General features: G+C 74.1%; 18 protein-coding genes and 1 pseudogene. 9 read left to right on the top strand and 10 right to left on the bottom strand.

Annotation, left to right across the window (positions count from 1 at the left end; all coding sequences use genetic code 11):
* Positions 1-386: 386 nt before the first annotated feature.
* Positions 387-2999, bottom strand: coding sequence for a CHAT domain-containing protein (locus ACGFT2_RS04495; protein ID WP_393273386.1), 2613 nt, complete (start codon positions 2997-2999; stop codon positions 387-389).
* 76 nt (positions 3000-3075) lie between these two features.
* Between ACGFT2_RS04495 and ACGFT2_RS04490 the strand changes: the two genes are divergently transcribed.
* From ACGFT2_RS04490 to ACGFT2_RS04480, 3 genes are all read left to right on the top strand, one after another.
* Positions 3076-4500 carry a S8/S53 family peptidase gene (locus ACGFT2_RS04490; RefSeq protein ID WP_393273385.1) on the top strand — a complete coding sequence of 475 codons (1425 nt, stop codon included), beginning with the start codon at positions 3076-3078 and terminating at the stop codon, positions 4498-4500.
* Positions 4497-5135, top strand: a complete 639-nt coding sequence (locus ACGFT2_RS04485) for an RNA polymerase sigma factor (protein ID WP_393273383.1) — start codon at positions 4497-4499, stop codon at positions 5133-5135. The genes ACGFT2_RS04490 and ACGFT2_RS04485 overlap by 4 nt, the downstream gene beginning before the upstream one ends.
* A 242-nt stretch (positions 5136-5377) precedes the next feature.
* Positions 5378-5842, top strand: coding sequence for a hypothetical protein (locus ACGFT2_RS04480; protein ID WP_393273885.1), 465 nt, complete (start codon positions 5378-5380; stop codon positions 5840-5842).
* 278 nt (positions 5843-6120) lie between these two features.
* Here ACGFT2_RS04480 and ACGFT2_RS04475 read toward each other — a convergent pair whose 3' ends face one another.
* The 4 genes from ACGFT2_RS04475 to ACGFT2_RS04460 all read right to left on the bottom strand — a co-directional run bounded on the left by ACGFT2_RS04475 (position 6121) and on the right by ACGFT2_RS04460 (position 10192).
* Positions 6121-6912 carry an N-formylglutamate amidohydrolase gene (locus tag ACGFT2_RS04475; RefSeq protein ID WP_393273883.1) on the bottom strand — a complete coding sequence of 264 codons (792 nt, stop codon included), beginning with the start codon at positions 6910-6912 and terminating at the stop codon, positions 6121-6123.
* A gap of 200 nt (positions 6913-7112) precedes the next feature.
* A complete protein-coding gene (locus ACGFT2_RS04470) occupies positions 7113-9332 on the bottom strand; it encodes an NADP-dependent isocitrate dehydrogenase (protein ID WP_393273381.1) in 2220 nt (739 codons plus the stop codon).
* Positions 9333-9560: 228 nt separating this feature from the next.
* Entirely contained in the window at positions 9561-9974 is a 414-nt protein-coding gene (locus ACGFT2_RS04465) for a DUF4186 domain-containing protein (RefSeq protein WP_393273379.1), read from the bottom strand.
* Between the two features lie 17 nt (positions 9975-9991).
* On the bottom strand, positions 9992-10192 hold the full coding sequence (locus tag ACGFT2_RS04460) for an SHOCT domain-containing protein (RefSeq protein ID WP_393273377.1): 201 nt from the start codon (positions 10190-10192) through the stop codon (positions 9992-9994).
* Positions 10193-10529: 337 nt separating this feature from the next.
* On the opposite strand from ACGFT2_RS04460, the gene ACGFT2_RS04455 reads away from it, so the two are divergent.
* Positions 10530-11462 carry a YhjD/YihY/BrkB family envelope integrity protein gene (locus tag ACGFT2_RS04455; protein WP_393273375.1) on the top strand — a complete coding sequence of 311 codons (933 nt, stop codon included), beginning with the start codon at positions 10530-10532 and terminating at the stop codon, positions 11460-11462.
* Positions 11463-11523: 61 nt separating this feature from the next.
* Here ACGFT2_RS04455 and ACGFT2_RS04450 read toward each other — a convergent pair whose 3' ends face one another.
* The 3 genes from ACGFT2_RS04450 to ACGFT2_RS04440 form a co-directional block, all read right to left on the bottom strand.
* Positions 11524-12615 (bottom strand): mechanosensitive ion channel family protein, encoded by a 1092-nt coding sequence (locus tag ACGFT2_RS04450; RefSeq protein ID WP_393273373.1) that lies wholly within the window; start codon positions 12613-12615, stop codon positions 11524-11526.
* 186 nt (positions 12616-12801) lie between these two features.
* Positions 12802-14334: an amino acid permease gene (locus ACGFT2_RS04445; RefSeq protein WP_393273371.1), complete on the bottom strand. Its 1533-nt coding sequence runs from the start codon at positions 14332-14334 to the stop codon at positions 12802-12804.
* A 194-nt stretch (positions 14335-14528) separates the two neighbouring features.
* Positions 14529-15521, bottom strand: a complete 993-nt coding sequence (locus ACGFT2_RS04440; protein ID WP_393273369.1) for a hypothetical protein — start codon at positions 15519-15521, stop codon at positions 14529-14531.
* 259 nt (positions 15522-15780) lie between these two features.
* Here ACGFT2_RS04440 and ACGFT2_RS04435 point away from each other — a divergent pair, with 259 nt between their 5' ends.
* The 3 genes and pseudogenes from ACGFT2_RS04435 to ACGFT2_RS04425 form a co-directional block, all read left to right on the top strand.
* Positions 15781-17211, top strand: coding sequence for an FGGY family carbohydrate kinase (locus ACGFT2_RS04435; protein ID WP_393273367.1), 1431 nt, complete (start codon positions 15781-15783; stop codon positions 17209-17211).
* Positions 17208-18626, top strand: a complete 1419-nt coding sequence (locus tag ACGFT2_RS04430) for an FAD-dependent oxidoreductase (RefSeq protein WP_393273366.1) — start codon at positions 17208-17210, stop codon at positions 18624-18626. The genes ACGFT2_RS04435 and ACGFT2_RS04430 overlap by 4 nt, the downstream gene beginning before the upstream one ends.
* Positions 18627-18768: 142 nt before the next feature.
* A pseudogene (locus ACGFT2_RS04425) lies at positions 18769-19767 on the top strand (FAD-dependent oxidoreductase); the annotation flags it as partial.
* Positions 19768-20127: 360 nt separating this feature from the next.
* Here ACGFT2_RS04425 and ACGFT2_RS04420 read toward each other — a convergent pair.
* Both ACGFT2_RS04420 and ACGFT2_RS04415 read right to left on the bottom strand, forming a co-directional pair.
* Positions 20128-20892: a crotonase/enoyl-CoA hydratase family protein gene (locus ACGFT2_RS04420; RefSeq protein ID WP_393273364.1), complete on the bottom strand. Its 765-nt coding sequence runs from the start codon at positions 20890-20892 to the stop codon at positions 20128-20130.
* Positions 20893-20938: 46 nt separating this feature from the next.
* A complete protein-coding gene (locus tag ACGFT2_RS04415) occupies positions 20939-21913 on the bottom strand; it encodes a YbhN family protein (protein ID WP_393273362.1) in 975 nt (324 codons plus the stop codon).
* Positions 21914-22075: 162 nt separating this feature from the next.
* On the opposite strand from ACGFT2_RS04415, the gene ACGFT2_RS04410 reads away from it, so the two are divergent.
* A complete protein-coding gene (locus ACGFT2_RS04410; RefSeq protein WP_393273360.1) occupies positions 22076-24001 on the top strand; it encodes an ABC transporter ATP-binding protein in 1926 nt (641 codons plus the stop codon).
* 240 nt (positions 24002-24241) lie between these two features.
* On the top strand, positions 24242-25600 hold the full coding sequence (locus ACGFT2_RS04405; RefSeq protein WP_393273358.1) for a lectin: 1359 nt from the start codon (positions 24242-24244) through the stop codon (positions 25598-25600).
* Positions 25601-25602 lie beyond the last annotated feature (2 nt).

Here is a 25602-nt window from a genome sequence, read left to right as displayed (position 1 = left end):
ATGCCAGAGCTGCACACGTGCCAGAGCGGGCCGGCCGTAAGAGCGGTCCGGGCGTCGGGGGGCCGTACACGCCGGTCCGGGTGCCCGAGGGGATCCCCGGGGCCCAGCACCGTGTGGCGGCAGCCCCGGAACGCGTCCGCCCACCGCTCGGTGAGGAACGCTGGCCGGTCCGCGCCCAGTGTCTGGCTGTCGGCGCGGGCCCAGTGTCACAGCGCGCCGGCTGTGAGAGCAGACCGGATGTCGGAGCGGGCCGAGCGTCGTCGGTGCGTGTGGCGGAACGGTGCACGGGACGACTCCGAGCAGGTGAGGAAGGGGCGCGGGGAACTGCGCGAGCAGCCACCACACACCCGCACCGGGCCACCGACCGGCAGCCCCGCACCGCGCGCTCACGCAGCGCCGAACGCCGCGAACGCCCAGCCCGTCACCTGATGCACGGCGTCGCCGGGCAGGGTCGTGCGGGCGTCGCGCAGGGCCTCGGCCAGGGACAGGCCCGCACCCAGGCCCTTGTGCAGCGCCAGCATGAGCGGCACCACCGCCTCGTCGTTGACCGGCGCACTGCTCGCCACCACGCCGGCCGTGCCCAGCGGCAGCAACGCGGTGACCAGACCGAGAAGTTCGTCGGCGCCGACCGAGGCGAGGCGGGCGGTGTCGCAGCTGGACAGGATGATCCGGTACGGGCTGCGGGCCAGCCGCTCGAAGTCGTGCACGATCAGAGGGCCGTCGGCCATCCGCAGCGCGGAGAACAGCGGGCTGTCCGCGCGGAACGTACCGTGCGCCGCCAGGTGCGCGAGGCCCGCGCCGTCGAGTTCCGCCAGCACCCGCGGCACCTGGGCCTCGGCACCCTCCAGGACCGTCGCCGTGCCGTACCGGCCCGCCAGTTCCAGTACTTCGGCACCGCCGGTCGCGAGGCCGGGCCCGCGCACCAGCACCGCCCGGCCGTCCGGCGGCGGCTCCGTCTCCCGGGCGCGCAGCCAGCTGCCCGCCGACGGGCACACGCTGAGCACCCGGTCCCGCAGGGCGGGCAGCAACGCCCACGGCACCCGGTGCAGTGCCCCCGGCGGCACGATCACCACGGGGCCCGGGCCGAGCTGCGCCGCCGCGCCGCCCAGCAGCAGCTCCTGCAGCCGCCGCCCCGCCGCCTCCACCAGCGGCAGCCGCGCCTCCGCGCCGGGATGGGCGAGCCGCCGCAGCCCGGCCTGGACGTACTCCGCCTCGGCCACCGCCTCAGCCAGCGCCCCGCCGTCGAACCGCCGCACCTTCCCCTGCCCGCACAGCAGGACGTGCACCCGCCCGTCCACCACGGCCAGTTCCACCAGCCGGCCCGCGCCGAGCCGGTCCAGCAGCCGGGCCACGTCCAGCCGGTCCCCGGTGCCGGGCGCGGCCCCACGCATGTGGCGGGTGCGGGAGCGGATCTCCCTTTCCAGACGCCGCCGTTCGCGTTCCAGCGCGGGCACCGGGCGGCCCTCCATCCGGGCACCCTCGGCACGGGCGGCGATCTCCCGGTAGGCGGTCAGGCTGCTCAGCAACGCCGGATCGTCCGGCGGCCGGGTCGGCGGCGCGGACAGCACGGTCGCCCGCCAGCGCTCGCTCCACACCAGCAGCCGCCGCGGATCACCCTGACTGTGACTCACCTCCTGTGCCAGCGCGGCCAGTTCGGCTCCCTGGGCGGTCACATGGGCGCGCAGTTCCGAGGCGCCCAGGGTCATCCGGTGGTCGTCCAGCACGTCCAGACCGCGCCGGCAGGCCTCCAGCACACCGCGCCGGGAGCCGGCCGCGCGCGCCCTGAGCGCCTGCGCCGCCCAGCCGGTCATCCGGACCGTCGGCGGGCCGGCGTGCCGGCTGCGCGCGGCCACCGACAAGTGCCTTTCCGCGTCCGCCGTCCAGCCGAGGCCCAGCGCGATCCGGCCGGCCAGCAGCGATGCCTCGGGCGCGGCGGGCGAGCCGAAGGACGCCAGCCGCTCGGCGACCGCCGCCGCGTCCGCGACCAGTCGCCCCGACCGGCGCCCGGCCGCTACCCGCGCCTGGATCAGCACCAGTTGGGCGTGCGTATGCCACCAGGTCCGCCGCTGCGCCGCGAACAGCCGTACGGCGACGGCGGCGCGGGCGATCGCGGTGTGCGGGTCCCCGGCCGAGCGGGCCGCCCGCGCGGCGGCGAGCAGCAGCTCGGCCTTGCGCGTGGACTGCCCGCCGATCCGGTCCAGCAGCGCCGTCGCCCCGTCGGCCTCGGCCAGCGCCTCGGGGGCCAGCCCGGCCGCCATCAGCACCTCACAGCGCCGGACGGACAGCATGTAGGTGGGCGTGCCGAGCCTGGCGTACCGCTCCTCGGCCGCGTCCAGCAGCCGCAGCGCCGCCGGGATGTCCCCGGACCGGAACGCGGCGAGCCCCCGGCTCTCCACGGCGTCCGCCTTGTCGTGCTCCTGGCCGGTGGTGTCCCACAGCCGTTCCGCCGCCGTGAAGTCCGCGTCCGCCCGGTCCACCGCGCCGAGCGCCAGGTGCACGGTGGCCCGCAGGGTCAGTGCCCGCGCGGTCCAGATGTCGTCGGCGGCCTGCCGCAGCACCGGCAGCGCCCGCCGTACGTCGTCCAGCGCCTCCCGGTGGTGGCCCAGCACCCACCACACATACGCACGCCGGTACAGCACCCGGGCCCGGGTGTGCCCGGTACCCCGCGCGACACCCCGCTCGAACGACGCGAGCCCCTGCCGCGTGCGCCCCGCGTGCACCAGTGCGACCCCCAGGGTGGCGAGCACATCGGCCTCCCGGTCGGCCGACTCGGCCCGCGCGGCGAGGTCCCGGGCCCGGCGCAGATGCCGCAGCGCGATCCGCAGATCGCCGAAGTCCCGCTGCCAGATGCCGAGCACCTGGTGCGCGACGCTGGCGTGCAACGGCGGTGCGGCGGCGTGCAGGACCCGCTCCGCGCGCGCCCGGGCCTCGCCGGGGTCGGCGAACACCAGGGGCAGCAGTTCGAGGACCGACTCGCTTCCCGCCGTCACGTCTCGCATGGTAGTGGCCTGGTGTATCAGACGGTGGCCTCGCGACTCCCACTGTCGAACACCGCCTCGAGGGGGATGACACGACATGGCGCCACAGCGGTTCCACGAGCAGTTCGACCACATTCAGCGTTCGATGCCCCATGTCCCACTGGCCATGGGGCCGGACGACGACGCCCACTTCCTGTACGAGAAGGGCGTCGTACTCGCCCGGGACGGCGAGGAGGCCCGGGTCGTCGAGGACACCGTGCGCGCCCACTTCACCGAGACCCGGGGCCTGTTCCCCGAACACGTACGCCGTACCGGCCCGGAGAGCAACCGCACCGGCGTCACGCGCATCCGGGTCGCCGACCCGGCCGCGGGCGACGACGGCGTGCCGCACGCCCTGCGCGCCCTGCGGGCCGCCGAGGACCGCGGGGGCCGCCGGCTGGTCAGCCGCAACCACGTGGTGCACATCGCGGTCAACGCCTGCCCCGGTGACGAGCCGGTGCCGGCCGCGCGCACCGCGGCGGCCAACCCGGCCGCCGCGGCGGCCGGTCCGCACCCGGACCACGCCGTCCGCGTCCTCGTCGTGGACAACGGCCTGACGCACGACCACCGTTCCTACCCGCTCCTGGCCCGCACCACCGGCGACCCCCAGTCGTCCGAGACCGACGGCGACGGCATGCTCCACCAGTACGTCGGCCACGGCACGTTCATCGCCGGGATCCTGGCGGCGGTCGCACCCGACGCCGCCATCACCGTGCGCGGCACCCTGAACGACGCCGGTGCCGTCCTGGAGTCGGAGTTCGGCGGCAAGCTGTTCGAGGCCGTCGACCGGGACGGCTGGCCCGACGTCATCAGCCTCTCCGCCGGCACGCCCACCGAGAGCACCGGCGGCCTGCTCGGCCTGGACGCCTTCATGCGGGAACTGCGGTCCCGGCGGACCCTGCTGGTCGCCGCCGCGGGCAACAACGGCAGCGACACCCCGTTCTGGCCCGCCGCCTACGCCGCCCTGCCCGAGTACGCGGAGAGCGTGCTGTCGGTGGGCGCCCTGCGCGGGGACGGCGACGCCGCGGCCTGCTTCAGCAATCACGGCCCCTGGGTCCGGGTCTACGCCCCCGGTGAGCGCCTGACCAGCGCCCTCACCGGATTCGACACCCCCGTGCCGTACCTCTACCAGCACTCCACCTACGAGACCTGCCGGTTCGGTTCCGGCTACGCCTGCACCTGCCAGTTCCCGCGCCACACGGGGGTGTTGAGCGAGGGCAGGCAGAGCACCGGGGCCAAGCCGGACCAGGTGATGTTCGACGGCCTCGCGCAGTGGAGTGGCACGTCCTTCGCGACCCCGGTGGTGGCGGGGCTCGTCGCCGCTCATATGACGGCGCATCGGGAGCGGGATGCGCGCAGGGCCGGCGCCCGGCTGCTGGCGCGGTCGGCCGATCGGACCGAGGTGCGCGGGGCGCACGTCACGGCACTCCGGCCACCCAGCTGGCGCCCGGTCCCGGCGGCGATCCCGGCGCTGCCCGTATGAGGTCCGGAACCCTCCGCTCCACGGCGTACGATGACGTCCCGTACACGAGGGGTGCAGCCGTGGACCGAGCAGAGGTCGGGGAGTTGGTCCAGTCCGCCGTCGACGGGGACGCCGCGGCCTGGAAGGCGCTGGTGGAGGGCATGAGTCCGCTGGTGTGGGCCGTCGTACGCGCGCACCGGCTCTCCGACGCCGACGGACACGAGGTCTACCAGACCGTGTGGTTCCGCTTCGCCCAGCACCTGGGCCGGATCCGCGAGCCCGACAAGGCCGGTTCCTGGCTCGCCAGTACGGCGCGTCACGAGTGCCTGAAGGTGCTCAAGGGCCTGACCCGGCTGACCGTGACCGACGATCCGCAGGTACTGGACCGGGCCAGCGAGAGCCGGACGCCGGAGGAGACGCTCATCGAGTCCGAGGAGGCGGCGGACCGGGCGGAGCGGGTCCGCCGGCTGTGGCAGGAACTGGACGGACTGGGCGACCGGTGCCGCCAGTTGCTGCGCGTGCTGATGGCGTCCCCGCCACCCAGCTATGTGGAGATCTCGGCCGCGCTCGGCATCGCGGTCGGCAGCATCGGGCCACTGCGCCAGCGCTGCCTGCGCCGGCTCCGGGCCCGGATGGAAGCACGAGGTGCGGCGTGAACGGGCACGACGAGATCGGGCGAGGCGGGGAAGGGCACGGCGGCAACGGGCCGGGCGGCAACGGGCCGGCCGGGGACGGGCACGGCCGCCAAGGACGCGACGAGGTCGGACGCGACGAGATCGGGCGCGACGAGGTCGGGCCGGGTGCGGTCGGGCACGGCGGCGGGCTCATGGACGACGAGAGCCTCGCGGACGGCGAGAGGCTCATGGACGACGAGAGCCTCGCGGACGGCGAGAGGCTCATGGACGACGAGAGCCTCGCGGACGGCGAAGGGCTCGGGGACGCCTTGCTTGAGGAGGAGCTGCGGCAGGCCGCCGCGGTCCTCGACCCGGTCCCCGAGGCCCTGCGCCAACTCGCCCTCGACGCCTACGCGCTGCACGACCTGGACGCCCGGATCGCCGAGCTGACCTTCGACTCGCTCGTGGACGCCCTGCCGGTCAGGGGCGTCACCGACGCGCCGCGGATGCTGACGTTCCGCGCCGGCGAGGTGACCGTCGACGTCGAGGTCACCGACGACGGGCTGATCGGTCAGGTGCTGCCGCCGCGGTCGGCGCGCATCGAGGTGCTCTGCGGCCCGCAGACCGCCGTCCCGGTCGCCCTCGACACCCTCGGCCGATTCACCAGCGACACCCCGCCGGCCGGCCCGTTCGCCCTGCGGCTGCGAGCCGGCGCGGAGGTGATCGTCACGGAGTGGCTGCGGGCCTGAGGCCGCTCACCGGGTGACCGGAAGCGTCCGCGACCCGCGGATCATCGTCCGGGTGCCGCCGCCGGACCCGCTCCGGCGGCACGGCGAGCCGCAGCACCGGCAGCGGGTGCAGCGGCGACTCCACGAGCAGTTCGGGCCGCGGCCGCGCCATCACCGCGCCGCGCCATCACCGCGCCGCGCCATCACTGCGCCGCGCCACCACCACGCCGCGCCACCACCGCGCCGCGCCACCACCGCGCCGGCGCGATGGTGGCGCGGGCGGGTCGCCCGACGCCGGGTCACACGGTGTCGACCAGCGTGGCCAGCGCCGAGGCCAGCCGGCCGAGGCCCGGACCGGCCGGCCCGCCCGGCTCCGTCATGTACGTGTCCCGGCGGATCTCCACCATGAGCGCGCCGACCCGCACGTCGCGCCCGTAGAACTCCAGCGGCACGTACGTGCCGGCGAACGGGCTGTCCAGGCCCGTACCCCCGCACCCCGCGAAGGCCTTGCCGGCCGCCTCGGCCAGCTCCGGCGCGGTGTGGAAGGCGTCCGTTCCCAGGCACACCGGCGGCCGCGGACCCGCCGCGTGCAGCTCGTAGGGCAACGGCTCGGCCGGATACGAGTGCACGTCGATGATCACGGCCCGGCCGGTCGCGGCCAGCCGCCCCGCCACCGCCTCGGTCATGGCCCGGGCGTACGGCCGGAAGTAGCGCTCCACCAGCGGCCGCGGATCGGTGCCCGCCGGCCGCAGCTCGCCCCGGTGGGTGGTCCGTGTGTACACCGCGCCCATCCCCACGGCGAGCATCTCCTCCCGCTCGTCCGGGAACCGCTCCGGATCCACCACGAGCCGGGACAGCCGGTTCACGAACCGCCAGGGCGTCAACCCGGCCAGGGCGGCGGCCCGTTCGGCGATCTCGGCGGTGTGCGCGTCCGTGATGTGGTCCAGCTCGCGCTCCAGGTCCGGGTCGCCGAGCACGATTCCGGCGCGCACCTCCTCGGGGATCGTCCGCGCCGAGTGCGGCACGTGCAGCAGCACGGGCGAGTCGTCGGCCCCGGGCAGGAGTTCGAAGGAGGGGACGGATCCGGTCACGGGCTGCTCCTGGGTGCTGTCGGCGGTGGCGAGCGTGTGCTGCGGGACCACGGTGCCACACGGCACCGGCACCCGGCTCCCGGGCACCGGCCGGCTGCGGGAGCCGGGGGCCGGTGCCCCGGTCACAACGGCTCCGCCCCGGCCGGGCAGTGCCGACCGGGGCGGAGTTCAGGGGCCGTTCAGGCCCGCGGACGAGGGTGTCAGCTCAGCGAGGCCAGCGTCTCGTTCCAGGTGGCCGACGGGCGCATGACGGCGTCCGCCTTGGCCTTGTCGACCTGGAAGTAGCCGCCGATGTCGGCCGCGGAGCCCTGGACGGCGTTCAGCTCGTCCACGATCCGCTCCTCAGCCGCCGCGAGGGCCTCCGCGAACGGGGCGAACGCCTTGGCCAGGTCGGCGTCGTCGGTCTGCCGGGCCAGCTCCTGCGCCCAGTACAGGGAGAGGTAGAAGTGGCTGCCGCGGTTGTCGATGCCGCCGACGCGGCGGGTCGGGGACTTGTCCTCGTTGAGGAAGGTCGCCGTGGCGCGGTCGAGGGTGTCGGCGAGGACCTTGGCCCGGGTGTTGCCGGTGGCCTCGGCGTACTGCTCGAAGGACGGCACCAGGGCGAAGAACTCACCCAGCGAGTCCCAGCGCAGGTAGTTCTCCTTGACCAGCTGCTGGACGTGCTTCGGCGCGGAGCCGCCGGCACCCGTCTCGAACAGGCCGCCGCCCGCCATCAGCGGGACGACCGACAGCATCTTGGCGCTGGTGCCCAGCTCCAGGATCGGGAACAGGTCGGTCAGGTAGTCACGCAGCACGTTGCCGGTGACCGAGATGGTGTTCTCGCCGCGGCGGATGCGCTCCACCGACAGCTTGGTGGCCTCGACCGGGGACAGGACCTTGATGTCCAGGCCCTCGGTGTCGTGCTCGGCCAGGTACTGCTCGACCTTGGCGATCAGGTTGGCGTCGTGGGCACGGCCCTCGTCGAGCCAGAACACGGCCGGGTCACCGGTCGCGCGGGCGCGGGTGACGGCCAGCTTGACCCAGTCGCGGATCGGGGCGTCCTTGGTCTGGCAGGCGCGGAAGATGTCGCCCGCGGAGACCGCCTGCTCGATCAGGGCCTCACCGGACGCGTCGACCACGCGGACGGTGCCGGTCACCGGGATCTCGAAGGTCTTGTCGTGGGAGCCGTACTCCTCGGCCTTCTGCGCCATCAGGCCGACGTTCGGGACGGTGCCCATCGTCGACGGGTCGAAGGCGCCGTTGGCCCGGCAGTCGTCGATGACGGCCTGGTAGACACCGGCGTAGGAGGAGTCCGGGATGACGGCGAGGGCGTCGTGCTCCTGGCCGTCCGGGCCCCACATGTGGCCGGAGGTGCGGATCATCGCCGGCATGGAGGCGTCGATGATCACGTCCGACGGCACGTGCAGGTTGGTGATGCCCTTGTCCGAGTCGACCATGGCGAGGGCCGGGCCCTCGGCGATCTCGGCGTCGAAGGAGGCCTTGATCTCGGCGCCCTCGGGCAGGTTCTCCAGGCCCTTCAGGATGCCGCCCAGGCCGTCGTTCGGGGTCAGGCCGGCCGAGGCGAAGGTCTCGGCGTACTTCGCGAACGTCTTCGGGAAGAAGGCACGCACCACGTGACCGAAGATGATCGGGTCGGAGACCTTCATCATCGTGGCCTTCAGGTGCACGGAGAACAGGACGCCCTCCTGCTTGGCCCGGGCGACCTGCGCGGTCAGGAACTCGCGCAGCGCGGCGGTGCGCAGCACGGAGGCGTCGACGACCTCGCCGGCCAGGACCGGTACCGACTCGCGCAGCACGGTCGTGGAGCCGTCGTCACCGACCAGCTCGATACGGAGCGAGCCGTCCTCGGAGATCACCACGGACTTCTCCGTGGAGCGGAAGTCGTCCACGCCCATGGTCGCCACGTCGGTCTTGGAGTCGGAGCTCCAGGCGCCCATGCGGTGCGGGTGGGTCTTGGCGTAGTTCTTCACCGAGGCCGGGGCACGGCGGTCGGAGTTGCCCTCGCGCAGCACCGGGTTGACGGCGGAGCCCTTGATCTTGTCGTAACGGGCGCGGATCTCCCGCTCCTCGTCGCTCTTCGGGTCGTCCGGGTAGTCCGGCAGCGCGTAGCCCTTGCCCTGCAGCTCGGCCACGGCGGCCTTCAGCTGCGGGATGGACGCCGAGATGTTCGGCAGCTTGATGATGTTGGCCTCGGGGGTCTTGGCCAGTTCGCCCAGCTCGGTCAGCGCGTCGGGGATGCGCTGGTCCTCGTTCAGGTACTCCGGGAAGACGGCGATGATGCGCCCGGCCAGCGAGATGTCGCGGGTCGCGACGGACACACCGGCCTGCGAGGCGTACGCCTGGATCACCGGCAGGAACGAATGCGTCGCCAGGGCCGGGGCCTCGTCTGTGTAGGTGTAGATGATGGTCGAGTCAGTCACCGGGTGCTCCGCTCCACGTCTGCAACATTGCTCGACATCAAGATATCTCGTACGCGGGGCCGGATCGACAGGGGTCCGGCCGGATCGGCTGGGAGCTGAATCGGCTCGGCTGTGAGCTGCTCGGCCCGGATCCGCCGCCGGGTGCCCGGCCGGATCCGCCGCGGGGTGTCGGTCCGGAGAGGCTGCCGGGTGCCCCGGCCCCGTCGAGCCGCGGGGTGCCCGGCCGGATCAGCCGTGGCGGCCGGGGCTCGCGCCGGGTCCGCCCACCATCTCGCGCTCGATCCACCGGCAGATCACGTCCACCACGTACGCGTGCTCCGCGCCGGTCAGCCGCCGGCCCTCGGGAATCCCGTGCCAGCGCCGAAGACAGCCGCGGCAGCAGGTCGCGGTCGCGTGCTGGGCCACGAAGACCGGATGGCCACGGTACGGCGTCTGCTTGCCGTCCTTGTACGGCTCGGCCGGCGCCAGCCGCTTGCCGATCAGCTCGTACGCGTGCCGGCGAACCGTGGCCGGGCCCTTCAGCTCGGCGGTCGCCCGGTCCCGCCCGCGCAGGTGGAACCGGGCCCGGAACGGCTGCCGGGCTAGGGCGTCGAGCCGCTGGTCCAGGAAGCGGAGCGCACGGCGCTGATCCTCGTCGGTCACCGCCCGCCCTCCCCGCCTCAGCCCAGCAGCCGGCGCTTCCGGGCCTCGAACTCCTCGCCCGTCAGGACTCCCTCGGCCTTCAAGTCGGACAGCTGCTTGAGCTGATCGATCTTCCGGGTCATGTCGTCGGGGCCCGCGGACGGCGGAACCGGACCCTGCTGGCCGGCGGCCTGCGATGCTTCCTGCCTCTGTCCGTGACTCTGCGATTGTCCGGGCATGTCGGTCATCTCCCACGTGTCGACGCACCGGGCCGGCCGGACAGAGGGCGGACCGTTGGTCCGTCCGGCCGTCCCGCCTCTCCGGCGGCGCACCCACGGCCACCGGCGGAGGACAGCCCCCGCCTGTCATTCCAGCACGTGGCGCGGGGCCCCGCACGTTCGCCCGGGTACCGGACATCCGGTGACCGCGGCGGTTTCCGGTCCGCCGGCGCGGCCCTGCCCTCGGCCGGCCCGGCGGGGTGCTCCGGGGTGCCGTCACCGGCCGCGCCCTCCACTCTGGACGGAGCGAAGGGAGCGACGCCATGCCGACCACGGGGCCGGTGCCGTCGGCGGACGGGTGCCGTACGGGCCGCCGCAGCGCGCCGCCGGAGCGCTGATGGCGGCGGGCGGGCGCACCGGGAAGCTGATCGCCCGGGCGAAGACGGCGCACCGGCGGGCGGAGAGCCGCTATCCGGTGGTCACGCATTTCGCGGACCGCATGGTGTCGGTGAACATCTTCGACTCCGCCACTCGCCTGGCGGCGCAGTGCTTCCTCACCGCGGTCCCGCTGCTGTTCGTGGTCGGGGCGTACGCGCCGGCGGCGGTCCGCAGCCGGCTGGCCGCTTCCCTGCGGGCGATGTTCGGTCTGACGAGCCCGGTGAACGCCGAGCTGGAGCAGGTCCTGCAGCCCACGGCGGACAGCCTCCGGCAGACGACCGGCATCGTGGGAGTGCTGATGGTGCTGCTGTCGGCCACCGCCGTCAGCCGGGCGTTGCAGCGCCTGTGCAAACGGGCCTGGGAGATCCCCAGAGCGGGCACCCGGGTCGCCCTGTGGCGGTGGCCGGCCTGGCTCTTCCTGTGGCTCGGCTTCCTGGTCCTGCAGGCGCCCGTGCGCGACGGCTTCGGGGCGGGCGCCTGGCTGGGCGTCCCCCTCACGCTCGCCGGCCAGACCGGCCTGTGGTGGTGGACGCAGCATCTGCTGCTCGGCGGCCGGATCGGCTGGAAGCCCCTGCTGCCGGCGGCCCTGATCACGGCGATCGCCCTCTCCGCGCTGACGCTGACCGCGCGTCTCTACATGCCGCGGGCGCTCGACCGGGCCCTGGCCGAGTACGGATCCCTCGGCACCGTGTTCGTGCTGCTCTCCTGGCTGATCGTGGTCTGCGTCACGGCCGCCGTCAGCGTCAGCGCGGGCGCCGTGATCGCGCAGGAACCCTTCCTGGCGGACCGCCTCGGCAGCCCGCCGTCCCTGCGGGACCGCACGGAACCGGCCCCGCAGCAGCAGGCCCCCTGACCGTGCCCCGGCCGGCCGGTGCGACCGGGCGGCGCACCTGCTCCGCCCCGGCGCGTTCGGTCTACTCCGCCCGGGCCGGGCCGGCTGTCAGGTCCCCGCCGCTGCGCTGCTGCGGGATCACCGGCGCGCCCTGCTGCAGGGCCACCGTGCGGGCCGGGGCCGGGATGCGGATGCCCTCCTCGCGGTAGCGGCGGTGCAGGCGCTTGATGAACTCGTGCTTGATCCGGTACTGGTCGCTGAACTCGCCGACACCGAGGATCACCGTGAAGCCGATGCGGGAGTCGCCGAAGGTGTGGAAGCGGATGGCGGGCTCGTGGTCCGGGACGGCGCCGGTGACGTCCGCCATGACCTCGGCGACGACCTCCGCCGTCACGCGCTCCACGTGCTCGAGGTCGGAGTCGTAGCCCACCCCGACCTGCACCAGCACGGTCAGTTGCTGCTCGGGCCGGGTGAAGTTGGTCATGTTCTCCTTGGCGAGCTGGCCGTTGGGGATGACCACCAGGTTGTTGGAGAGCTGGCGGACCGTCGTCTGGCGCCAGTTGATGTCCACGACGTAGCCCTCCTCGCCGCTGCTGAGCCGGATGTAGTCGCCCGGCTGGACGGTCTTGGAGGCGAGGATGTGGACGCCCGCGAACAGGTTGGCCAGCGTGTCCTGCAGGGCCAGCGCCACGGCCAGACCGCCGACGCCCAGGGCGGTCAGCAGGGGCGCTATCGAGATGCCGAGCGTCTGGAGCACGACCAGGAAACCGATCGCCAGCACCAGTACACGCGTGATGTTGACGAAGATGGTCGCCGAACCCGCCACACCCGAACGGGACTGGGTGACGCTGCGGACCAGGCCGGCGACGACGCGGGCGGCGGACACGGTCACCACGAAGATCAGCCAGACCTGGAGGACCTGGTCGACCTGGTGCTGGACGGTCCTGGTCAGCGGCAGCACCGCCGCCGCCGAGGCCGCTCCGCCCGCGATCGCCGCCCAGGGGACGACCGAACGCAGCGCGTCGACGATGACGTCGTCGCCGGACCAGCGGGTCCGCTTGGCGTGCTTGGCCAGCCAGCGCAGCAGCGTGCGGGAGACGAAGGCCAGCAACAGCCCCGCGCCCAGGGCGATTCCGGCGAGGACGAGGTCGTCCACGGTCAGCGCGCGGTTCACCGGTCACCTCCCGGGCGCAAAGCCGCTGCGCGAGGACTGATGTGAGATCTCGTCACGTTGTCACCTGCTCGATGTCCGGGATGTGCGATCGCGCGGGGCGGCCGTCGGCCGGTGATCCGCGCGCACGCTCATCCTGCCGTATCCGGCACACCGGTTCGCACCCGGACCGGCGCCCCGGACGATCGCTCAGACGATGCCCTCCGCGAGTTCGGCCTGGTCACGGTCGCTGCCGTACGCCGCGGTGGTGGGCGTGCCGTACGACCGGCGTGCGACGTACCACCAGACGCTGGCGAGGACCAGGACCACCGCAAGGGCGATCGAGGCGTAGTTCATCGTGGCGACCGTCACCGGCGAGGCCTGCGGCAGGCAGAACAGCACGGTCACGCAGGCCACCCAGATCACGGCGATCCAGCCGATCGGCCTGCTCCAGCGGCCCAGGTGCCACGGCCCCGGCCGGAAGCGGTCCCCGGCGCGCAGCCGCAGGAACACGGGGATGGCGTAGGCCGGCGTGATGCCGATGACGTTGATGGCCGTCACCGCGTTGTAGGCCGTCGCCGAGTACAGCGACGGCAGGGCGAGGACGCCGGCGACGACGACCGACAGCCAGACGGCGGCCACCGGGGTCTGGGTGCGGCTGCTCACCTTGCGCCACAGGTGTGAACCGGGCAGGGCACCGTCCCGGCTGAACGCGAACACCATCCGGCTGGCCGCGGCCACCTCGGCGTTCCCGCAGAACAACTGGGCGATGATCACGACCAGGAGCAGCGCGCTGGCGCCGTCGGTGCCGAGCCCGTCCAAGAGGATCTGCGCGGGCGGCACCCCGGTGTCGGTGGTGCGGGTGGCGTCGTAGTCCTGGATGGCGAAGGTCAGCCCGGCCAGCAGCACGAAGCCCGCGAGCCAGGACACCCAGATGGCGCGGACGATGCCGCGGGAGGCGGCCACCGAGGCGTGCGAGGTCTCCTCCGACAGGTGGGCGGAGGCGTCGTAGCCGGAGAAGGTGTACTGCGCGAGGAGCAGGCCGATCGCGGCCACGTACAGCGGATTGTGCCAGCCGGTCTCGTCGACGAACTTCGTGAACACGAAGGACGCCGACCGGTGGTGGTCGGGGAAGATCGCCAGCGCGCCGACGATCAGCGCGACGCCCGCCAGGTGCCACCACACGCTGATCGAGTTGAGCACGCTGACCAGGCGGACGCCGAAGAGGTTCAGCGTCGCGTGCAGCAGCAGGATGACGCAGAAGATCAGCATGGTTCCGCCCGGCGTCGGCTCGAAGCCCCACTGCAGGTTCGCGAAGGCCCCGGTGAAGAGGGCGGCGCCGTAGTCGATGCCGGCGATCGCGCCGAGCAGCCCGAGCAGGTTCAGCCAGCCGGTGTACCAGCCCCAGCGGCGGCCGCCGAGCCGGTCGGCCATGTAGTACAGGGCGCCGGAGGTCGGGTAGGCGCTGGTCACCTCGGCGAGGGCGAGACCGACGCAGAGCACGAAGAGGCCGACGCCCGCCCAGCCCCACAGCATCACGGCGGGACCGCCGGTGTTCAGGCCGAAGCCGTACAGCGTCATGCAGCCGGACAGGATCGAGATCACCGAGAAGCTGATCGCGAAGTTGCCGAACCCGCCCATGCGGCGGGCCAGCACCGGCCGGTAGCCCAGCTCGCGCAGGCGCTGCTCCTCGTCCTGCTGCGGCAGGCCCGGGGAAGGCGCTGGATCGGGGGTGCGGGACATGCGGAACCTCCGGGGGGATCGGATGGATCGGGGGAATTCGGGGGAGCGGGGGAGTCGGGAGGAGACACGGAGAACAGCGGGAACCACGGAGAACCAGGGGGACCGGGGGACCGGGGCGATGTCGAAGCGGGGGGAGTTCTCGAAGCCGGCGGTGCGTCCGGTGGGCGGTGGCGCGCTCGGTGGCGGGGATCCGCTCAGCGGGGCTCGGGCGAGCCGTCCGCGGCCGCCCGGCAGCGGTTCCTGGCCTGTACGAACACCTCCAGGGCGCGGTCGCGTCCAGGGGCGCGGTACATCCAGGGTGGGGGCGTGAAGTACGGGCCGATCGCGTCGAAAACCCGGGCCGCGTCCGGGAACTGCAGCGAGCCCCACAGGGCGTGCGCGAGGTGGTTGAGGTCGAGCAGCGAGCGTTCCGCGTGGTGGGTGTGCTCGAACCAGCGGTGCAGGGCGCGCCGCGCCTCGCGGGCCGCGTCCTCCGCCACCCAGTGCAGGTCCAGTGCCGCGTCGTGTCCGCTCTCCCGGCGGTAACGCTCGACGCGGACGTACAGCGGCAGCACGTGCAGCGCGGAGCCGGCCGGGGCCCGTCCGGCGGCCCACTGCGCGTAGCCGGCGGCCTCCGCGAGCCGGCCCGAGCCGCCACGCGCGTAGAGGAACTGCAGCATGCGGTGGTGGGCCTCGCGGTTGTACGGGTCCCGCTTGCCGGCCTCCGCCAGCAGCTCCCAGGGCGCCGGCGGCAGCAGCGGCTCCGGCGCGGCGGCCCGGTGCTCCTCCCAGCGCTGCTCCGGATCCAGTTGGGCCAGCGCCAGCAGGCACACCCAGGGCACCGGGTCCTGCGGGGCGGCCCGGGACGCGGACTGGGCGGAGTCCCAGGCCTCGATCCACAACTCGTGGGTACGGCGATGCCGTTCCCGCTGCGCGCGCAGCGCACGCTCCACGCCGACCCGGGCGTGCATCACCGCCGCATGGACGTTGCCCGGCTCCTCCGCGAGCCAGGCCCGCACCACGTCGGTGCCGGCAGCGGCCGCCGCGAGGACCTGGGTGCGCTGGGTCCACAGCCACCACTCGGTGGTGTCCGCGAGGAGGGTGCGCATGGCCATCCAGCGTCCGGTGCGCAGATCCTGGAGTGCGCCGCGCAGGGCGCGGTCGGGGCCGGCGGGGTCGTAGGAGGGGCGGGCTCCTTCTCTGGCCATCAGCCGTCGGCCCCCTGCCACTGGCGCGTGGGCGAGGTGGCGGGGTGACGTAGCAACAGCCCTCCCCTGGGCGGTGATCGAAGTGTTGCGCAGCGGTCGGCGGTCACTATAGAGGCGGAGGTTGCACCCTTTCCATTGTTGCCAAGTCAACAATGCGGCCGGGGGAGTTGACCGCGGGCCGACGGCTCTTGACGCCGGGTGCGACGCGCGGGCAGGCTGACGCGGTGATCTTCGGGGCCGGAGGGGCGGGAGGGGTGCGATGACCGGGCCGGTGCTCGCCGTCGACCAGGGCACTTCCGGGACGAAGGCGATCGTGGTCTGTCCCGAACGCGGCGTGCTCGGCAGCGGGTTCGCCGAGGTGCGCCCGCGCCATCTGCCCGGCGGCCTGGTCGAGGTGGATCCCGCGCGGCTCTACGACTCGGTGGTGGACGCCGGCAGGCGCGCACTCGCCGAGGCCGGCGAGGAGGTCGTGGCGCTGGGCCTGGCCAACCAGGGCGAGACCGTCCTCGCCTGGGACCCGGCCACCGGACGCCCGCTGACCGACGCCCTGGTCTGGCAGGACCGGCGTGCCGAGACCGTCTGCGCCGAACTCGCCGAACACGGCGAAGAGTTGCGGCACCTGACCGGCCTGCCCCTGGACCCGTACTTCGCCGCCCCCAAAATGGCCTGGATCCGCCGCCACCTCACCCGCGACGGCGTCGTCACCACCTCCGATGCCTGGCTGGTGCACCGGCTCACCGGCGCCTACGTCACCGACGCCGCCACCGCCGGCCGCACCCAGCTCCTCGATCTGGACCGGGCCGAGTGGTCCCCGCGCGCCCTGGACCTCTACGGCCTGTCCGGCGAACGCCTCCCGGAGGTCACCGACGCGGCCCGGCCGGTCGGCACGACCACGGCGTTCGGCGCGGAGATCCCCCTCACCGGCCTGATCGTCGACCAGCAGGCCGCCCTGTTCGCCCAGCGCGTCACCGGGCCCGGCACCGCCAAGTGCACCTACGGCACCGGGGCGTTCCTCCTCGCGCACACCGGCGAGCGGCCCCGGCGCGGTACCTCCGGGCTGGTCAGCTGTGTGGCCTGGCGGCTCGCCGGAGCCACCAGCTACTGCCTGGACGGCCAGGTCTACACGGCCGCCTCGGCCGTCCGCTGGCTCACCGGCCTCGGCGTCATCTCCTCGGCCGCCGACCTCGACCCCGTCGGCGGCACGGTCCCCGACAGCGGCGGGGTCACCTTCGTCCCCGCCCTCGCCGGCCTGGCCGCCCCCTGGTGGCGCGGCGACCTGCGCGGCTCCCTCACCGGACTCGGCCTCGACACCACCCCCGGGCATCTGGTGCGCGCCCTGTGCGAGGGGATCGCCGCCCAGGTCGCCGAACTCGCCGAGGCCGCCGTCACCGACCTCGGCGCCCCGCTGGACCTGCTCCGCGTCGACGGCGGCCTGACCCGCTCGGCCCTGCTCATGCAGACCCAGGCCGACCTCCTGCAACGCCCCGTCGAGGTCTCCGCGCTGCCCGACGCCACCGCACTCGGCGCCGCCGCCCTCGCCCGGCTCGGCACAGACCCCGCCCTCGGCATCGATGACGCCCTGCCCGTCGTGGAACCCGCCGCCGTGTACGAACCGCGCATCCCGGCCGACCAGGCCGCCGAACGCCGGGCGGGCTTCCGTACCGCCGTCGCGGCCCTGCTCGCCACATGACCGTCAGGGCCGAGGGGCCGCTGCCCCGGGTGGCGTACGACGTGACGGTCGTGGGCGCCGGCGTCGTCGGCTGTGCCATCGCCCGCGAACTCGCCCGCCACCCCCGGCTGCGCGTCGCCCTGGTGGAGGCCCAGGACGATGTGGGCCAGGGCACCTCCAAGGCCAACACCGCCATCCTGCACACGGGTTTCGACGCCACCCCCGGCACCCTGGAGGCCCGGCTGGTCCGGGACGGCCACGGCCGGCTGAGCGCCTTCGCCGCCGAGTCGGGCATTGCCGTGGAACGCGTCGGGGCCCTCCTCGTCGCCTGGGACGAGGAGCAACTGGCCGCTCTGCATGGGCTGGTGCGGAAGGCCGAGCGCAACGGCCACACCGACACCCGCACGATGGGCGCCGGCGAGCTGTACGCCCGCGAACCCCACCTGGGCCCCGGCGCGCTCGGCGCCCTGCACGTCCCCGGCGAGAGCATCGTCTGCCCCTGGACGACGACGCTGGCCTACGCCACCCAGGCGGTACGCGCCGGAGTCGACCTGTATCTCGGCACCGGCGTCCAGGACATCGCCCGGGAGGCCCACGGCCACCGCCTCACCACCACGCGCGGCGCCCTGGCCACGCGGTACCTGGTCAACGCGGCCGGGCTGCACGCCGACACCCTGGACCGGCGGCTCGGCCACCGGGACTTCACCGTCTCCCCGCGCCGCGGCCAGCTCCTCGTCCTCGACAAGCCGGCCCGCCAGCTCGTCCGGCACATCCTGCTGCCCGTGCCGACCGCCCTCGGCAAGGGCGTCCTGGTCGCCCCCACCGTCCACGGCAACGTGCTGCTCGGCCCCACCGCCGAGGACCTGCACGACAAGCGGTCCACGCAGTCCACCGCCGAAGGGCTCGCCCTGCTCCGGCGCAAGGGCCGCCGTATCCTGCCCGCCCTGCTCGACGAGGAGGTCACCGCCGTCTACGCCGGACTGCGCGCGGCCACCGAACACGACGACTACCGCATCACCGCCCACCCCGGGCAGGCGTACGTCACGGTAGGCGGCATCCGCTCCACCGGCCTGACCGCGTCCATGGCCATCGCCGCCCACGTCACCGACCTGCTGGCCGGCACCGGTCTCGACCTCGGTCCGGTGCGCGAACCGGAGCCCGTCACCATGCCGAACCTCGGCGCGACGGCGCCCAGGCCCCACCAGCGGCCCGAACTCGTCGCCGCCGACCCGGAGTACGCCGCCCTGGTCTGCCACTGCGAGCGCGTCTCCCGCGGCGAGATCCGCGACGCCCTCACCAGTACGATCCCACCCCGCACCCTGGAGGGCCTGCGCCGCCGCACCAGAGCACGAGCGGGCCGCTGCCAGGGCACCTACTGCGGCGCCGCCGTACGGGAGTTGCTCGAACGGGGACCCGGCGATCGCGGCCGCGCATGACGGACGAGGGGCGGCCGGTCCATGCGGGACGGGTGGGTGCGGCGGGCGGCGGCCGAGACCGTTTCGGCGCGCGGATGACGCGGGCGGCTGGGCCGGGAGGGGCGAGAGCGTGCGGTTCATGAGGGACGAGGGTGTGCGGGGCATGGCCGGTGAGAGCGTGGGGCCCGGGACGGCGGCGCGGTGTGTCGACGTGCTCGTCGTCGGAGCCGGGCCCGCCGGGCTCGCCGCTGCCGCCCGGCTGGCCGCGGCCGGTGCCGGGCGCGTCGAGGTGCTGGAGCGCGAGGCGCGGGCCGGTGGAGTCCCACGGCACTGCGTGCACGGCGGTTTCGGCACGTGGTCGCAACGGCTGACCGGGCCCGAGTACGCGAGGCTCGCGGTCGAGGCCGCGGACCGCGCGGGAGCGGTGATCCGGACCGGCGTGAGCGTCCTCGACTGGGCGACCGCGGAGCCGCGGGGGGCGGCCGGATCCGGCTCGGGTCGTGGCGGCCCCGTGCTAGCCACCGTCGGCGCCGGAGGGCCCGGGACGATCGAGGCGCGGGCCGTCGTCCTGGCCACCGGTGCCCGCGAACGCTCCCGGGCGGCCCGGCTGGTGCCCGGCACGCGGCCCGCCGGCGTCTACACCACCGGTGAACTCCAGCAGGCCGTCCACCTGTTCGGCCAGCACGTCGGCACCCGGGCGGTGGTGGCCGGCGCGGAGGACGTGTCGTACGCGGCGGCCGGCACCCTCCGCGCGGCCGGTGCCGAGGTCGTGGCCCTGGTGACGGAGGACCCACGCGCCCGGACGAGCCGCGCCCGTGCCCAGGCCGTCCGCCTGCGCCACCGCATCCCGCTGCTCACCGGCACCACGGTCGCCGAACTCCTCGGCCGTGGGCGCCTGTCCGGTGTCCGCGTCCGCCACCACGACGGTCGCACGGCCGTACTGCCCTGCGACACGATCGTCTTCACCGGAGACTTCGTCGCCGAGGACGAACTCGCCCGCCGGGGCGGCATCACGCTCGGCGCGGGTCCGCACACCTCACGGCCGGGTGTCTTCGCGGCGGGCGGCGTCAGCCGGCCCGGACAGCGGGCCCGGGCCGTCACCCGGGACGGCGTCCTCACCGCCGGGGCCGTGCTGACGTGGCTGGCCGAAGGGGTGTGGCCGTGACCGGTCCCGACGTCACACCGGAGTGGACCGGCGACCGCCGCGGACGCCGGCGTGGCACGGCCCACGCCGTCGTCGCCGGGACCTGAGGCAACGGGCAGAACGGCCCCCTCCGCAACCCTCACCCTGCCGAGCCCTGCCGAGCCCTGCCGAGCGTGCGAACCGGGCCTTGTCGTGCCGTGCCGGAGTGTGTGGAACCGGGCCGTGCCGTGCCTTGCCGGGGCGGGTGGAACCGGGCCGTGCCGTGCCGTGCCGTGCCGGAGTGTGTGGAACCGGGCCCTGCCGTGCCGTGCCGGGGCGGGTGGAACCCGAGTCGTGCCGAGCCCTGCCGCCGCCATGGCCGGTGTCGCCGCGGCGCGCTCAGAGATCGGCCGGGGACCCGTGCCGCCCCTCGCCGGCCGTGAACCGTGCCGCACCTTTCATCGCCTCCGCCAGCACGTCGGCGCCGTAGCGGAGTTCCCGCCGCAGCGCCGTTTCCTCGTCGTGGCCCTCCTGGTCCAGGACCGACGCGCGGTCGCTGCGCAGACAGGCCTGCGGCAGGCGGGCGATGTCCGCCGCGAGCGCCTCGGCCTCCGCGCGGGCGCGCCCCACCGGCACCAGGCGGTCGGCCAGGCCCATCCCGTACGCCTCGCGGGCCGGTACCGGGCGGCCGGTGAGGATCATGTCCATGGCCCGGCCGGTACCGATCAGCCGGGGCAGCCGCACCGTGCCGCCGTCGATCAGCGGCACCCCCCAGCGGCGGCAGAACACGCCGAACACGGCGTCCTCCTCGGCGACCCGCAGATCGCACCAGAGGGCGAGTTCGAGGCCGCCCGCGACCGCGTGCCCCGCCACCGCCGCGATCACCGGCTTCGACAGCCGCAACCGGGTCGGCCCCATCGGACCGTCGCCGTCCTCCGCCACCCGGTTGCCGCGCCCGGTGCCCATCGCCTTCAGGTCCGCGCCCGCGCAGAAGGTGCCGCCCTCGCCCCACAGCACGGCCACGCGGGCGTCCTCGTCCTCCTCGAACGCCCGGAAGGCGGCGGCGAGTTCGGCGGCCGTCGGGCCGTCCACCGCGTTGCGGGCCGCCGGCCGGGAGAGGACGACCGTGGTGACATGCTCCTTGCGCTCCACACGGACCGACACGAGTGACCCCCTGCTGTGCTGCCGCGGCTCGGAGGGCCACTCTGCCTCAGATGACCTTCAGCCGCACCAGCGCCCCCAGCGTCAGCGCCCCGGGGACGAGCGGCACCCACACGGTGATGATCCGGTAGGCCAGCACCACCGCCGTGGCCACCGCGGCCGGGCCGCCCACCGCGACCAGCGCCACGATGAGCGCCGCCTCGACGGAGCCCAGCCCGCCCGGTGTGGGCACCAGGGCGACCGCCGCCGTCGCCGCGAGGTACGCCAGTGCCATGTGCGCGGGCGGCACCGGGAGCCGCAGCGCCTGGCCGACGGCGGCGAGACCGGCCGCCTGCAGGGCCGGGAAGGCCAGCGAGCCGCCCCACAGGGCCAGCGCACGGGCCGGCCGGGTGTGCACCGAGCGCGCCTCTTCGAGGGCGTCCCGCGCGAACGCGAACACCCGCGCGCGCAGCCCTCGTACGAGCGCCAGGACGGCCGCAGCGGCGGCCGGCAGGGCGGCCGTGCCCACCAGCAGCGGCAGCGCCGAGCCGTCGGGCAGCAGGGTGCCGAGCCGCAGCGCGCCGGGAAACGCGGCCAGCAGCGCGGCCAGCAGGCCGAGCCGGCCCACGCACTCGGCCAGCAGATACAGGGCGAGCGCGGCCGAGGAACGGGCCAGCGGCACCCCGCACACGGTCATGAAGCGCAGGTTCACCGCCCCCGCGCCGAGGCCGGTGGGCAGCAGATGGTTGGCGGCGCCGGCCGCGAACTGGGTGGCCAGCAGCCGGCCCTTGGGCAGCGGCTGCACCACCGCACCCTGCCGGGTGAACGCGGCGGCCACCCAGGTCAGGCAGGTCGCGGCGGCGGCAGCCAGCAGCCACGGCCAGGAGGCGGTGCGCAGCTGGCCGAAGCCCTCGGCGAGCACCGAGCGGTGCCGCACGGCGGCCACGGCGACGAGGACGAGCGGGACCAGGCACAGCACCTGGCGGACGGGGACGCGACGGGGGAGTCGCCCCCGGGGGAGCGGGGAGAGCGGGAGGGCGGTCACATCACCTGAGGTTTTCCGCGCCGCCCCAACGGCGGATGGCGGGATCGGGGACGGCGGCTTACAGACTGCGGTCATCGGTGCCTTCGGTCGGGGGGACGCCGGTGGGGGTGAAAATGCGCGGACATTGACCTCAACGAAGCTTGAGGTTCTACGTTCTCTTGCATGAGCATGGAAACCACCGCATGGACGCAGCTGCACAGCGTGATGACCGCACAGTCGGAGCGCCGTCCCTTCGCCGCCGCCACGCTGCGCCGCATCGCCGCCTTCGCCCGTCCGCACCGGACCGGCATCATCCGGTTCGTCCTGCTGGGGGTGGTCACGGCACTGCTCGCCGTGGCCACCCCCGTACTGGCCGGCCATGTCGTCGACGCGATCGTGGCGGGGCACGACTCCGGCACGGTGGTCCGGCTGTCCCTTCTCATCGCGCTCGTCGCGCTCGCGGAGGCGGGACTCGGCATCCTCGGCCGGCGCCTGTCGGCGGCGCTCGGGGAGGGTCTCATCCTCGATCTGAGAACGGCTGTGTTCGATCATGTGCAGCGCATGCCCGTGGCGTTCTTCACACGTACGCGTACGGGGGCGCTCGTCAGTCGTCTCAACAACGACGTGATCGGCGCCCAGCGGGCCTTCGCCAACACCCTCTCCGGCGTCGTCAGCAATCTGGTCACCCTGCTGCTCACCCTCGCGGTGATGCTCACCCTGTCCTGGCAGATCACCCTGCTCGCGCTCGTCCTGCTGCCGGTGTTCGTGCTGCCCGCCCGCCGCATGGGCAGCCGGATGGCCCGGATGCAGCGCGAGGCCGCGGCGCTGAACGCGGCCATGGGCACCCGCATGACCGAGCGTTTCTCCGCCCCCGGCGCCACCCTGGTCAAACTGTTCGGCCGGCCGGAGGAGGAGTCGGCGGAGTTCGCGGCGCGCGCCGCACTGGTGCGGGACGTCGGGGTGCGCACGGCCACGGCCCAGTCGGTCTTCATCACCTCCCTCACCCTCGTCTCCGCGCTCGCGCTGGCCCTCGTCTACGGCCTCGGCGGCTGGTTCGCGCTGCGGGGCACCCTGGAGACGGGCGCGGTCGTCTCCCTCGCGCTGCTGCTGACCCGGCTGTACGCCCCGCTGACCGCGCTGGCCGGGGCCCGGGTCGAGGTGATGAGCGCCCTCGTCAGCTTCGAGCGGGTCTTCGAGGTGCTGGACCTGAAGCCGCTCATCGAGGAGAAGCCGGACGCCCGTGAGGTGCCCGAGGGCCCGGTCGCCGTCGAGTTCGACGAGGTCCGCTTCGCCTACCCGGCAGCCGACCAGGTCTCCCTGGCCTCCCTGGAGGAGGTCGCGGCCCTGGACCCCCGTGGTGGCTCCGAGGTCCTGCACGGCATCTCCTTCCGCGCCGAACCGGGGCAGACCATCGCCCTGGTCGGCTCCTCCGGCGCCGGGAAGTCGACCGTCGCGCAGCTCCTGCCACGGCTCTACGACGTGGACGCGGGTGCCGTCCGGGTCGGCGGGGTGGACGTGCGCGACCTGACCGCCGCGTCCCTGCGGGCCACCCTCGGCATGGTCACCCAGGACGGACACCTCTTCCACGACACCGTGCGCGCCAACCTGCTGCTGGCCCGCCCCGACGCCCCGGACGAGGAGCTGTGGGACGCCCTCGGCCGCGCCCGCCTCGCCGACGTCGTACGCTCCCTGCCCGACGGTCTGGGCACGGTGGTCGGCGAGCGCGGCTACCGGCTCTCCGGCGGCGAGCGCCAGCGCATGACCATCGCCCGGCTGCTGCTGGCCCGCCAGCGGGTGGTCATCCTCGACGAGGCCACCGCCCACCTGGACAACACCTCGGAGGCGGCCGTCCAGGAGGCGCTCACCGAGGCCCTGGCGGGCCGCACCGCGGTGGTGATCGCACACCGTCTGTCCACGGTCCGGGCCGCCGACCAGATCCTCGTCGTGGAGTCCGGCCGGATCGCGGAACGGGGCACGCACGAGGAGCTGCTGGCGGCGGACGGGCGCTACGCCGAGCTGTACCGCACGCAGTTCGCACGCCGGGAGGGCGAGGCGCCGGCGGCCCGGGACACGGGGGTCCGAGCGTTGCCGGCGGCGCATGACGTGTAGGGACGAGCGCTGCCGGCGGCCTCGGGCATGCGGGTCCGGGCGGCGCCGGCGGCCTCGGGCATGCGGGACCGGGCGCCGCCGGCGGCGTCCAGGTCCTTGACCGCTGTCCAGCCTCTTGACTCCAGTGGTCCGGACCTTTAACTTCACGCCTTAAACAAAGACGTCGGCTGCTCCCGACCCCTGGACCGCTTCGCGGTGTTGGGCGCACTCCGGCACCCCCCACCGAAAGGCCGCCCCCGCATGGCCAGAACCCTCCCCGCCGCCGTCTCCCTCGCGGTGCTCTCCCTCGCCACCGGCCTGCTCACCGCCGCCCCCGCACACGCCGCCACCGGCACCATCACCGGCCTGGCCGGCAAGTGTCTCGACGTGGCCGCGGCCGGCACCGCCGACGGCACCGCCGTCCAGCTCTACGACTGCAACGGCACGAGCGCCCAGCAGTGGACGGTCGGCAGCGACGGCACCATCCGCGCCCTCGGCAAGTGCCTGGACGTGACCGGCAATTCGACCGCCGACGGTGCCAAGGCGCAGCTGTGGACCTGTACCGGCGCCGCGAACCAGAAGTGGACCGTCACGGCCGCCCACGACATCGTCAACCCGCAGGCGAACAAGTGCCTGGACGTCAGCGACGACAACTCCGCCAACGGCACCCGGATACAGATCTGGAGCTGCGGCGGCGGCGCCAACCAGAAGTGGAACGCCCCCGGTTCGGGCGGCACCACACCGCCGGCCGGCTCGATGGCCGTGGCGCCGTACCTGTACAACGGCTGGGGCAGCCCGCCGAACCCGAGCACCATCACCCAGGCCACGGGCGTGAAGTGGTTCACCCTCGCCTTCGTGCTCAGCAACGGGTACTGCAACCCGCAGTGGGACGGCAGCCGCGGGCTCACCGGCGGCGTCGACCAGCAGACCGTCAACACCGTGCGGGCGAACGGCGGTGACATCATCCCCTCCTTCGGCGGCTACAGCGGCAACAAGCTGGAGAGCTCCTGCTCCAGCGCGGGCGAACTGGCCGGCGCCTACCAGAAGGTGATCAACGCCTACGGCCTGAAGGCCATCGACATCGACATCGAGGCCGACGCCTACGGCAACCCGACGGTCCAGCAGCGCACGGTGGACGCGCTGAAGACGGTCAAGGCCGGCAACCCGGGCCTGAAGGTGTACATCACCATCGGCACCGGGCAGAGCGGCCCCGACACCAGCCTCATCAACCGGGCCGCCTCCTCCGGGCTGACCGTGGACGCCTGGGCCATCATGCCGTTCGACTTCGGCGGCGCCGGAAAGAACATGGGCAACCTCACCACACAGGCGGCCGAGGGCCTGAAGAACGCGCTCAAGTCCGCGTACCACTACAGCGACGACCAGGCCTACCGGGACATGGGCATCTCGTCGATGAACGGCGTCACCGACAACAACGAGACCGTCACGGTGAACGACTTCCGGACCATCCTCGGCTACGCCCAGCAGCACCACCTGGCCCGGCTCACCTTCTGGTCCGCCAACCGCGACCGGCCCTGCACCGGCGGCCCCGCCGACAGCTGCTCCGGCGTCGCCCAGTCCGCCTGGGACTACACCCGTGTCTTCGCCGGCTACACCGGCTGACC

It is taken from the genome of Streptomyces sp. NPDC048514 (assembly GCF_043199955.1).
GTDB lineage: Bacteria > Actinomycetota > Actinomycetes > Streptomycetales > Streptomycetaceae > Streptomyces.
Note: the sequence above shows the minus strand (reverse complement) of the source record. Positions and strands in the feature narration are given on the sequence as shown.